At 53.3% G+C, this 11151-nt stretch carries 6 protein-coding genes; 1 reads left to right on the top strand and 5 read right to left on the bottom strand.

Going from position 1 to position 11151, the window contains the following annotated elements; genetic code table 11:
- Nucleotides 1-141: 141 nt before the first annotated feature.
- The gene (locus IX84_RS07880) at nucleotides 142-2082 is read left to right on the top strand and encodes a tetratricopeptide repeat protein (protein WP_044218388.1); all 1941 of its coding nucleotides are present in this window, start codon (nucleotides 142-144) and stop codon (nucleotides 2080-2082) included.
- Between the two features lie 47 nt (nucleotides 2083-2129).
- On the opposite strand, the gene IX84_RS07885 is transcribed toward IX84_RS07880, so the two are convergent.
- The 5 genes from IX84_RS07885 to IX84_RS07905 form a co-directional block, all read right to left on the bottom strand.
- On the bottom strand, nucleotides 2130-4679 hold the full coding sequence (locus IX84_RS07885; RefSeq protein ID WP_044218389.1) for a fimbria/pilus outer membrane usher protein: 2550 nt from the start codon (nucleotides 4677-4679) through the stop codon (nucleotides 2130-2132).
- A 6-nt stretch (nucleotides 4680-4685) separates the two neighbouring features.
- Nucleotides 4686-5360: a DUF4402 domain-containing protein gene (locus IX84_RS07890; RefSeq protein WP_044218393.1), complete on the bottom strand. Its 675-nt coding sequence runs from the start codon at nucleotides 5358-5360 to the stop codon at nucleotides 4686-4688.
- A gap of 11 nt (nucleotides 5361-5371) precedes the next feature.
- Nucleotides 5372-6238 (bottom strand): fimbrial biogenesis chaperone, encoded by an 867-nt coding sequence (locus tag IX84_RS07895; protein ID WP_044218395.1) that lies wholly within the window; start codon nucleotides 6236-6238, stop codon nucleotides 5372-5374.
- A gap of 137 nt (nucleotides 6239-6375) precedes the next feature.
- Complete coding sequence (locus IX84_RS07900; protein ID WP_044218396.1) at nucleotides 6376-6912, bottom strand: DUF4402 domain-containing protein; 537 nt, start codon at nucleotides 6910-6912, stop codon at nucleotides 6376-6378.
- 257 nt (nucleotides 6913-7169) lie between these two features.
- Entirely contained in the window at nucleotides 7170-11105 is a 3936-nt protein-coding gene (locus tag IX84_RS07905) for a T9SS type A sorting domain-containing protein (RefSeq protein WP_152604958.1), read from the bottom strand.
- Nucleotides 11106-11151: the final 46 nt, after the last annotated feature.

An 11151-nucleotide genomic window follows, 5' to 3' on the forward strand; every position in this document is an offset into this window, starting at 1 on the left:
ATAGTGAACGGTTTAGACTATATAAAAAAAGAGCTATATATTTTATACCTTAGCCGGACCAATTTTAGTCTAACCCCCTGTCATTAAAGACTAAGCCATTACTAAAATAGCGGCTTGCGCTTGTATAGCCTACAACAAAATATGCACTTACCAAAAATCAATAAACAGGCCCGCCAGCTGCTCTGCACTGGCATAGCAGGCAGATTGCATAAAAAAATATTCCTGACCTTTTTTATTTCGCTGGTTGCGCCCCTGGTAATCCCCTCCAATGCGTTTGGCCAAATTAACACGCCCTGTGACACCATAAGCCACGACTACTGGTCAGGCCGTTCTCCCCAAATACTGCTCGATACTGTTATTGCCAGATTCAATACAGGCAGCCCTGAATTTGGCTGTTATGACGAGCTGTACCGGGAATTGCACTTCTCAGAGGAATTGGATCGCTATAACTATTACCAGCTGATCATCAAAGCGTTACTCTATCAGGGTAATAGCTCCAAAACAGAAGAGGTATTTCAGGAATTCAGATCTTTTGCATTCGCAGCCGAGGACAAGAGTTGCGAGGCCGGGTATTGGTATTCTACCGGCAATTATTACTGGATGGTCGTGGCCGAACAGCTGGACAGTGCTATTTATGCTTATCAGAAAGCAGCTGCTCTTTATATTGAAAACGGGGACAAGCACAAGCTCTATCTTATATACTGTAATCTGAGCAGTGTTTATCTGGATCAAAAGAAGTACGATGCCGCCTATCAGTACCTGCTTATGGCTGAAAAACTGATGAATGAGCGGGAAGGGCTGGTTCGTGAATTGGAACGCGCTATTTTGAGGAACAACATAGGCGTGACGCACCTGCGCAGGAAGCAGTATGAAAAAGCAGATTCCATTTTCCGGAAAGTTGAAGAAAGTATGCTGCATTCAGAGGAAGGGGCCTATCCGATTGCATTGAGCTTGCTCAATCGTATGGATATTGCAATAACCCTTGAGGAATGGGAAAAGGCAGCTGCAATTCAACAGAAACTAGGCCCTTATCTCAGTGAATTTGAATACTTCTTTCCATTTTATGCCAAGATAGCTTTCGATCTCCACCTGGGAGCCGGGGACTATGAGAAGGCCCGGGCTATGATCAATCGTTTTGAAGCCTATATTCTGAAGAAAGATATTGAAAAGCCAGCAGACTACTTCGCCATGCAAATTGACTACCACCTGGCATTTAAGCAGGCCAAAGAGGCTTTAAAAGATATACAGCAGGCGGCATCTCTGGCAGATCTGGACCGGAAAACCCTCATTTACTTATCTCGCAGCCGGCTGAACGCCTACCTTTTACAAGGTGACGAAGCCTCAGCGCTCAGCGAATCAAAAAACCTGCAGGAACAAAGCGAGGCCCTGCAAGAAGAACAGCAGCAGAGACATCAGGAGGAAATGGCTGCTATCTATGAGCTGGAATCTTACAAAGCTGCCAGGGACCGCGCCGAAAGTATCGCCAAATTAGCAGAGGAACGCACAAAGCTCCTGGAGCGTAATTATCTATACCTGGGAGCTGCCTTACTGTTTGCCATGGCAGGGCTCGTTGTGCTCGGTTTTTTATTCAAAAGCAATAAGCAGCGCGTGCTGGAAGAGCAAATCCGCGTTCAGACCGCTAAAAAGCACAGTCAGCAATTGGAGAAGCAACTTAAGGTACAACGCCAAAACGCCTTTCAAAGTGGAATTGGAGCCGCACAACTCAAGACCAATATCATGGATGCAGTCGGCCGTTACGCCCCTAAAGCCAAAATGCTGAAGCGCAAGTTAAGCATCCTTCTGCACGAGTATGCTGAACAGAGCAACTTCGTGGAGCTTTTCCTTTTGTCCTATCCTGATTTTTTCAAAGCGCTCACCAAAATAGCACCCGACTTAACGCAATCGCAGCTCCGTTACGCCATTCTCATTGCACTGGGTGCTTCTATGGTAGAGATATCAGAGACACTGGGGGTTAGTGAGCATGCTGTAAAGATGGCGCGCTATCGGCTAAAAGGAAAGCTGGGGCTCGATAAAGAGGAAAGCATTGAGCAGTACCTGCGCGAGTTGCTGTTACAGGAATAGCTGATTCTTTTAAGGCAGATGGCTTAGAATAAGTACCCGGGCAAGGTCTACTGAACATCAAAAGCGACTTTCACTGACTGTCCGTACCTTGAGGGCTTTATCTCTATAAGCCAGCCGTCTTCCTTTCCTAAAGTATACCGTGGGTTCATTGTCAACCAATACCTGCCTGGGCGTATCTGAGTGAAGGAGAAGTAGCCATCCCGCTCCGGATAGGTTTGTGCAAGCAGCTTGCCGTCCCGGTCATACAAGTATACCACAGCGGCCATGATACGGGCTTGTGCATCTGCGCCATCAGGCTGCAAGTAACCGTAGATTTCGTGATAGGGCAGCACCGGTATATCAATCCGTTTGTACTGATTGGGGTCTGGCACGACAGCTGCGGATTGATAGGCAGGCTCCCAGAAGATATCCTCAAAAAAGCCTGGTGAAAATTCCAGCCGTACCTCCCGGGAAGCCTGCAGCCCTTTGACCAGGATTACACTATCCCTGGGCTGCTCTTCTACCCGCCCTCCTTTGGCCTCCACGCCCAGGCCAAGCACAGCGTATTCCAATTCATCCCGGCGGCCATTATGGTTGGCATCCACAAACGGGCGCAAAAGAATACCAGTTTCACCGGGGACAGGCTGGGCATTGAGCTGTAGCCCGCCGCCTGACCCTACCCAAAAAAGGTGCCCGGATGCCGATTGGTCCAGTGACAAGCGGGTATCCGAGCGGGAGGCATTACCGGATAATTGTACAGGACCGACAACCAAACTGTAATTAATGCCGAAGGAATGCCGCCCCTGATCAACGCCATAACTGTAGTTGATGCCAAGCCGGGCACCTTTGGAGAATTGTTTTGACAAGTTCGCCTGTAGCCCGTTGAGCCTCAAGGGATGGAGGCTCGCCTGAACAACTCCGGAAAAGGAGATGGCTTTCCACAACTGACGAGATAGACTGAAGTTGCTGCCCAAACCTATATCCCGTAAACCAGAAGGCATAGCTAGCAATTGCGCGCGCAGGGCCGTCCCCTTTAGGTTAGAGGAGAGGCCCAGCTGATACTGCCCCCGCCACGGCCCGCCATTGCGGATCCAAGTGCCTTGGGCATTCACCCCAATCCGGTGACGGCCAAGCTTCAGGCTTGTCCGGGCCTGCACCCGGTGCTCCTCCTGATTGGGGATGAACGCCCCTTCGAGGTCCTCCGTGTAGCGTTCGCCCTGATACTGCACTGACAACTGCCTGAAAGGTTGGACAGAAAGGCGCAGAGACTGCCGGAAGCCCGGGGCAATACCTGCTTCCAGAGACAAACCTGCGGATGGCTGGAACAGGCCTTCAAGGTAATACACCGGAAGCCCGCCCCTTAGGCTGCTGAAACTTTCCAGTCCGCCCCGCACCATAAAATGAGGCGTCACGCCCATTCCTATGTCAATTTTGTGAAAGCGACCATCTGAGCCTTGTATGATTCGGCTGCTTTCCAAAGAATAGGTCCATTGTCCGGGTTTGGGAATACGGCCCGGAAGGTAATACACCTCTTTGTAAGTATGCTCTTCCCCGGAAGGCCCGAGCTCACGTACGGTAAATTCATTAATACCTCGTTTAAGTGGGATATCGAAGCGGTAAGCGCCATCCTGGCCTGATTTTTTCCAATCCAGCAATTGCCGGCCTTCGTATACTTCCACCACCCAGCCGGGCGTAGTATTGCTACTGATGGTGTACATGGAAGCAGATGCATCTCTGGTGGTTGCATTTTTGTGCAAGCGTACGCCCGCCCGTGGCCGAATCAACCGTATCATCCCGGTGCCGCCACTACTGAGCGTTCCCACTTCTGCGGAACTCAGGTAAGGGTTAGCTTGCGGGGTATACAGCCACTGCAGGCGTTGCCGTTCCCAACGAAAATCTTGTTCGGATGCGTGCTGCAGGCTGATAGTCGTGCTGCCACCAAGGAGCTCAAACCCGGCATCCACGCGCGCCTGCCAAAGCCCTGCTCCATTACCACTGCCGCGCCAATTGGCTTGATAGTCTGCACTTCCGCCCCTCAGCCAATGACGATGCCTGGAAAAAACGGTATCCGGTGGAGACCCCTCCGTTTTCTTGCCTTCCCCAGCTCTGTTACGCTTTTCTGCCAGCCGGGCATTGCGGATTATTGGCAACTCCACCTCTGGCTTCATGGTTGCCGTTAGCGCCTGCAGATCAAAAGTGGTGGGCAGCCGGAAAGCACGGCCCCAATATTCCAGGCCTAAGTAGCAGCTTCCATCGCTGTGCATAGTGAGCGCGGAAGCTTCCAGCCGGAACAGGGTATCAAAGACGAACAGGGACTTTTCGGGAAAGGAAAGCCGGTAAGGATTGTCCTCCTGCAGATAAAACCCGCTAAGTTCCTGTGGCAGAGTGTCAGGGCTTACCTTAACGCTGAAGGCCTGCAGCAGCGCCCGTACCGGCAATTTGACGGCGTTGGTTTCCAGGTCAATCAGGGCAGAAACATTGAATGCGCCAGCTTCCTCGACCTCCAGGCGCAGCACGAATTCTTCTTCCGCAGACTGCGCCCGGCTCACCACCTGCAGCGCCACCAACAGCAGCAGTACGAGCCCGGTACTGAGAACAGCAGGAGCAGGACATCTCATAGTCGCTTAGTTGGTGGCTGTGATGTACAGTGAAATTTGGATGACTTCACTTGGTTTAACACCAGGTGGGATAAACAATTGCCCACCGATGCGCAGCACGCATTCGCCCGTATGGGCCCCTGTGCAGTCCAATTCCCACTCTGGCTCAAAGCGGGCACCATGATTACTGAAGCTTTCTTTTGCCCTAACTGATATGATTGGGGCCTGCCCTTCCGACAACCGTAGCCCTTGCAAACTGAGGATAGCCGGCCGGGCGCGCGCTCCAACGGAAATAAGCCCGCCGGACACAGAGGTCTGACCTCTGGGGGTTAGCAGCAGTACGCCTCCGTTTTCTTCAGCGTACAATTGCCCAAAGTCCAGTTCCTGAGTAACCCAGAGCGATAGCGAAAAAGGACCCTCCACCCCTGCATCCTCAACCGGGGCCGGATGAGTAGTCGGCCATGACCCGTAACTGCTAGCCTCAGCCGGAAGGCGCTCCAACTCATTAGGAGCCGCCTTGGGCTTAAAACCAGACTTAGACATGTTGTATTTCTCAGGATATCCCTGGCGCTCGGGGACTGGCGGCTGTCCATAACTCTTTGCAACAGGATGGAACAGCACAAAACAGATTAGCAACAGGATGAAAAAGGGCGATCGGATACCCTTTTTCTCTACGCTGCTTTGTGCGGTCTTCCTTGTCATAGACCTGTCCGTTACTTTGGTATATCGTAGAGGGCTTCCGCATAAACCGTGGGCTTGCGTTTGTCCATATCTTCCATAAAACGGATGCGCAGCTGGCTGCCCGGCGGCAGTGCAGTGCCCTCAGCCAAATCAAGGGGGAAAGTGAAGTTGCGGAACAAATTGGGCGTAAACAAGGTCATCCCCTTGCGCTTGATGATTGCTTCAGGTTTTTTATCGGGCTGCAGCAGTTCCACCAGGAAATCACCATGTAGTGACTGATTGCCACTTCGGTTGACCCGGAAGCCCAGCTTTGAAGGTTCATCTTCTTCTCCGGGGATCAACCGGAGGCTGTCGATGGCTGCACTGGCACTGGTTTCTCCATGGCGTACGATGACCGGTATCGTAATACCGAACAGCATACTAATGGATACGCCTATTTCTCCGCTTTCTTCCTGGCCTGTGCCGGGGTTGCGGGCCGCAGCCTCTTGCTGCGTATCCACCTGCCGGAAGCTGAGGTGAGAACGGTACTCCCCCGGCGCAAGGTCGGGCCGGCTACGGAATTGTACTCTCAGAGTTTGAGACTCACCGGGCTGCAAGGTGAAACGGCGGGGAAACAGCCGCAGATAAGGAGAAGCGGCCCGGTCTTCCTCCCGAAGCGTGTCTATAGTCCTGTATTGCCCTTCCGGGCTTACGGCGTACTCCACAAAGGAGGCTACATAGGTCAGGGGCTCATCGCTTACGTTGAGCAGATTGAGCTCCCCTACGTTTTTACGACCTTCCAGGACTATACGCTTGGGAGTCAATAGCAGCCCGCCTTGTGCTATGGCAGTCCCTGCCCATCCTATAAAAAGTATAAGAGGTATTACACTGTATAGTAGATTTACAGCCGGTTTGCTCATGAAGGAATCTTTTTTAGGTCCAAAAATAGAGCCCGAAATAATCCCGGTTATATGGCTCTTCCTACCCACGCACAGAGAGCAGAACAGCAGTATGGGGCCAAGGGCATGAAAACACCCCTGACTCCACTGCTGTGAGCTTATTGATAGGTTACAGTGATATTAATCGTTCCTGAATAGCTGCCAGAGGAATCATACGATTCTATTCCTGCTAAAGTACCTCCTATAAGAATAGTTTCGCTGACCCCATTTGAGATTATTGCGTTCCCTACGATGTCATCACCATTAGCCGTAAAAGCCCCTAAACCACTTTGCGCAGCTGGTGAAAATGTAAACTCTGATATACTACCGTCACCTAGTGCTACACTCCCATCTATAGTTATACCTACGGTACCACTAGAGCCGGATACACTAAATGAACCTAAAGTCGGATTCGATACAAGAGCTAGCCCATTGGAAGTTACCTCCCCATCAACAGTATTAATGGTCAAATCCCCTTGATTACTACCATCCAATAGTACAAAACTCCCTAGATTGAGATCAACTTGGTTAACAATTTGTAAGCCCTGCAACAACTCTGCGGTGACGTTCATTGTCGCCGAAGCAGTCTGCGCCAGGGCCGAAACCGACATCACAGCCACAAGACCTAATGTGAAAAATAATTTACATGTTTTCATAAGATGTTCAATTTTGAATAATGATTAACAAATAAGTGATACTCGTGCAAGAGGGGGATATAAGCTGAACGGACTGATAAGCAGCCCAGCCGATACCGTCGTTGCCCCACCAAGTGTTAACCCGGAGGCGCCAACTGCTGTGCTAAAGTAAAGGCTAAGATAGGTTGGGGTAGTCCCAAGTTCTGAAAACAAAGTTGGGACACCCTGTTTTTCAGGACTTGGGACACCTTTCAGAGGATGGGCAATGTCGAATGCGATCAGTACCTTACCAGCTTAAGCGTCTGGCGCCCCTGCGCTCCGGCAGACCTGCACTGGACGGTGTATACGCCTGCCGGAAGCCCCTCCATATCCAGTTTCAATTGCTGCTGCCCGGCCACCGCCTGCTGAACCGGCAGGGCCAACTGCCCCAGCGGGCCATATATCCGTACTTCCGCTCCTGCCTCCAGAGGTACCGCCCATTCCAGTACCGCAGCGCCAGCCGTTGGGTTGGGCCAGATAATCAGCCCGTTGCCAGGGCCGGATGTATGGCTCGTGACCGGAGGCGACCACACCTGCTGCTCCAGTACCACGACCCGCACCTTGCTCACCGAACCCGACATGCTGCCCGATGGGTCCACCGTAAAGCCCCCCACTCCCACTTCAAAACAGCTCCCCAATGGCTGTGGCATCGATACCGCCGCCAGGTTCAGCCACCCTGCGCCCAGTATCTGATAACGCCCGCGCCACGTCCCGTTGGAATATTCCAGGCGGATCTTTTTCGCATTCGGCGCATCCAGCAGCGTAACTTCACGCAGGGCACCGTCTGCTTCGCGGACTTCCCAGCGCAACAGCCCGCTGCCATTCCAATATAAGCCGGCCATAGCCGCATCCGGCAACAGGCTGCTCCGCACGCTCAGCCCAATATAGCTGTCCCCGGAGACCGCGCCCAGGTCCAACTGCAGCCCACCTTTGCTCGCACAAAACGGCTGGTGCACAAACAGGTAGCCGTCTGGGCTGCCGCCACTGCCTGAATGATAACCCCCTGACCATAGGTTCAGTGTCCCGCTATCCGTACAGATGTCCCACGTGGCACTGCCCGGTGAACCGTTCAGCCCCGTCACCGACCACTCCGGTGGCAGCCCCGGGCTCTGCTGTACGCTCACCGTGGAGGTGCAGGACGACTCGTTCCCATTTACATCTATCGACGTGACCTGCACTTCGTACGTGCCCCCGATGTCTTCACAGGTGTAAATGGCGGCGTCGTACAGTATTGTATCTATACCGCAGGCATCAAACCCGCCTGCATAAACATCGCTCAGCAATAGCTCGTAAGTGCCATCGTAACTCACCTGCACCTCCGGCGAGCTGCATAATACCGAGGGCGGGGACAAATCCTCTACTGTGACCAGTGCTTCGCAACTGCTGCTGTTACCGTTCACGTCTGTGCCCGTTAAGGTAACGGACTGAACACCAACATCACCACAATCAAAAGATGACTGGCTCAGGCTCAGGCTCACTGCGCCGCAGGCGTCATTGCTGCCGGCATTCACATGAGCTGCTGACAGCGAGCCCGTACCGAAGACGCTCAGTGTTACCGTCCGGCTCTGGCACAGCATTACAGGGCCCACAGTATCCCTTACCGCTATGGTGGCCGTACAAGTGCCGCTGTTGCCGTTTTCATCAACGCCCGTTAGCGTGACCGGCAGCTCCCCGACATCACTACAACCGAAAACCGTCCGGCTCAGGAAGAGCGTGTCCAGGCCGCAGGCATCGTTGCTGCCGCCGTCTATATCGCCTAACGCTATGCTGCCAATACCATCTCCATCAAGGTAGACGGTGTGGTCCGTGCACAACAACTGCGGGGCAATGCTGTCCAGCACGGTCACCGTAGCCGTGCAGAAAGCTTCATTATCGTTCTTATCCACTGCGGTGAGCGTAACCGTATTCGGGCCCACATCGCTGCAACCGAAAACCGTCTGGCTCAGAAAGAGCGTGTCCAGACCGCAGGCATCGTTGCTGCCGCCGTCTATATCGCCTACCGCTATGCTGCCGATGCCCTCCTCATCCAGGTAGATAGTGTGGCCTGTGCACAACATATGCGGGGGCACCGTATCCTGGACCATCAGCACATAGGTATGCCTGATGCTGTTGCTGTCCGCGTCCGTGGCCCATAGCTCCAGTTGGTTCGCCCCTACGCCCGCAAACAGGCTCAGCGTGCTGCCCGCTATGGCTGCTTCGGGCATTTCACTGCACCCTTCACAGGATACGCTGTACTGCAGCGGTGGCGCAGTGCAGTTGTCTGACACCTCTGCCTGCCACGATAACGACAGCCCGCAGGCCTCGGGGCCAGCGAAATACTGCAGCGTGTCAGAAGCCGGCAGAGCCCCGCTGCCTGCATCCACAAAAAGAGCGGGGCTGAGGCTGTCCTGGCTCACCAACTGCGCCAAACTGTCTGTAATAAATGGGAAACAGCTGCTGCTGTACGTGCAGCTGCCCGCTTCTGACAGTTCTATACGGAGGCTATATGTACCCGCTCCCAGCGACTCTACCCGGAATGTGTCCGGCAGCAACTGCCCGCTGCCCAGTTGCTGAACCGGCAGCGATGCCTCTTCCAGATAAATATCAAAACGGCCGCCGCTGCAATAGGGCGTTGTCAGGCCGATCTCCACATGCCCGTCCGTAGCTTCCGGGCAGGACGGGCCCGCTGCGCTCAGCACCTCCACTTCTATGAGCGGGTTGCAGGGGTCCCCATCATCAGGGTCTACGTCCGCGTATACCCCATCCCCATCTGCATCGCAGTTCCCGTTCAGGGCATCAGGGTTACAGGCATCATCAGGATCCGGGTCCAACTGATCGCACAGCCCGTCCCCATCCGTATCAGGGCCCGAGCAAAACAATACAGTGACCGTATCCTGAAGCTCGGCAGGGTAGCTGCAGTCTGATGCACGGAACTGCACCTCCTCCACGCCTTCCCAGCCTGGCACGCGCAGGCCTACCGACAGCGCGCCCGTCTGACTGTCAAGGGTGTAGGACAGAGGGGAAAAGTCCAGAATCTGAGGTTGAGAAGGGGTGCCCAATTGGCCACCACTGACGAAATCAAAAGTATCAGGCAAGACAAAAACCCGTTTCAGAGAATCGCTGAAGTAACGGAACTCAATCTCACCATCAATGGCCGTATGGTAGACCTGCATGGTAAAGAGGCGCTGCCCATTGATTATCTGCGCGGAGGCCGCCCCCCTTAATTCTCCACCGATGAATGCGCCAAGCTTATCTTCATCTGACTGGAACAGGAAAGATGGGCTGTACGTTGTCGTAGCCAGTACACTCATCGTAAAAGGCCAGCCGCCGCCTCCAATGACCCATGAAGCCTGCTGTTCCGGCATACCAATAGCCGGCACTGGCTTGTAGCTGTAGCTGAGGCAATTACCGGTATAGCTGCTTTCGTAGTCCCCAAGCATCAGGGAAGGAAAAGGCTGACCGGTCATCACGCTTTGAACAGGAATCGAATCGAAAGCGGGCCCGTTCAACCCCGGCTCCACGGTCAATACCAGGTTTTGTGATGCACTGTAAGCATTGACTGTTTGTTCAGTGGCCGTTATGGTCAGTGTATCTGTACCGGTCCAGTCAGGGTCCGCAACCGAAAGGAAAAGCGTATCTCCAGCAATCGAATGCTGGAAATAAAGGCTATTGCTGACTGACCAGCTAACCGGGTCCGTGTCTGCCTGATTCAGGTAATCCCGGAGCGGAACAGGAAAAAAGCTCAATCCCTGCAAGCGGGCCTGAGTGGGGAGGCTGTCCAAACTGATCAGCAGGTCCCCGTCTGAACTCAGCTGCACGCTGTAGGGCGTACTGGCGCTGCCGGTAACCGATGACTGATCAAAAACAAAAGAAGAAACTGAAGTATAGACTTCGTCATCAGCAGCGATGTAAGCCCGGAGCTCTATTTCCTCACCGGTTGGCACATTTGAAAAAATCGTCATAAAATGAAGGACCTTCCCATTTAGGTCAACGGCCATGGCTTTACCACGGATCTCGTCCCCCACAAAAGCAGCCAGCTGATCATTGGCACTGAGGCTCACCTGCCCATCAAGCTCTAAGACGGCGGTGAGGTTAGCAGAGTAGCTGAATGCACTGCCATTGGGGGCAGACCACTGAGGGGCTTGTGCCCTGGCCCAGAGCGGTATACTCAACAATAAGAGTAGAAAATATCGCATTGGTATTTTTTAGTGCTCCTTGCGGCATTTTAGCCGCAAGGAGCAA

Origin of the sequence: Phaeodactylibacter xiamenensis, assembly GCF_000759025.1 — a bacterium.
Lineage (GTDB): Bacteria > Bacteroidota > Bacteroidia > Chitinophagales > Saprospiraceae > Phaeodactylibacter > Phaeodactylibacter xiamenensis.

What these genes read in the sequence shown, in the direction of transcription:
- IX84_RS07900 (WP_044218396.1), bottom strand. Translation starts at nt 6,912, where the DNA reads ATGAAAACATGTAAATTATTTTTCACATTAGGTCTTGTGGCTGTGATG.
- IX84_RS07885 (WP_044218389.1), bottom strand. Translation starts at nt 4,679, where the DNA reads ATGAGATGTCCTGCTCCTGCTGTTCTCAGTACCGGGCTCGTACTGCTG.
- IX84_RS07890 (WP_044218393.1), bottom strand. Translation starts at nt 5,360, where the DNA reads ATGACAAGGAAGACCGCACAAAGCAGCGTAGAGAAAAAGGGTATCCGA.
- IX84_RS07895 (WP_044218395.1), bottom strand. Translation starts at nt 6,238, where the DNA reads ATGAGCAAACCGGCTGTAAATCTACTATACAGTGTAATACCTCTTATA.
- IX84_RS07880 (WP_044218388.1), top strand. Translation starts at nt 142, where the DNA reads ATGCACTTACCAAAAATCAATAAACAGGCCCGCCAGCTGCTCTGCACT.
- IX84_RS07905 (WP_152604958.1), bottom strand. Translation starts at nt 11,105, where the DNA reads ATGCGATATTTTCTACTCTTATTGTTGAGTATACCGCTCTGGGCCAGG.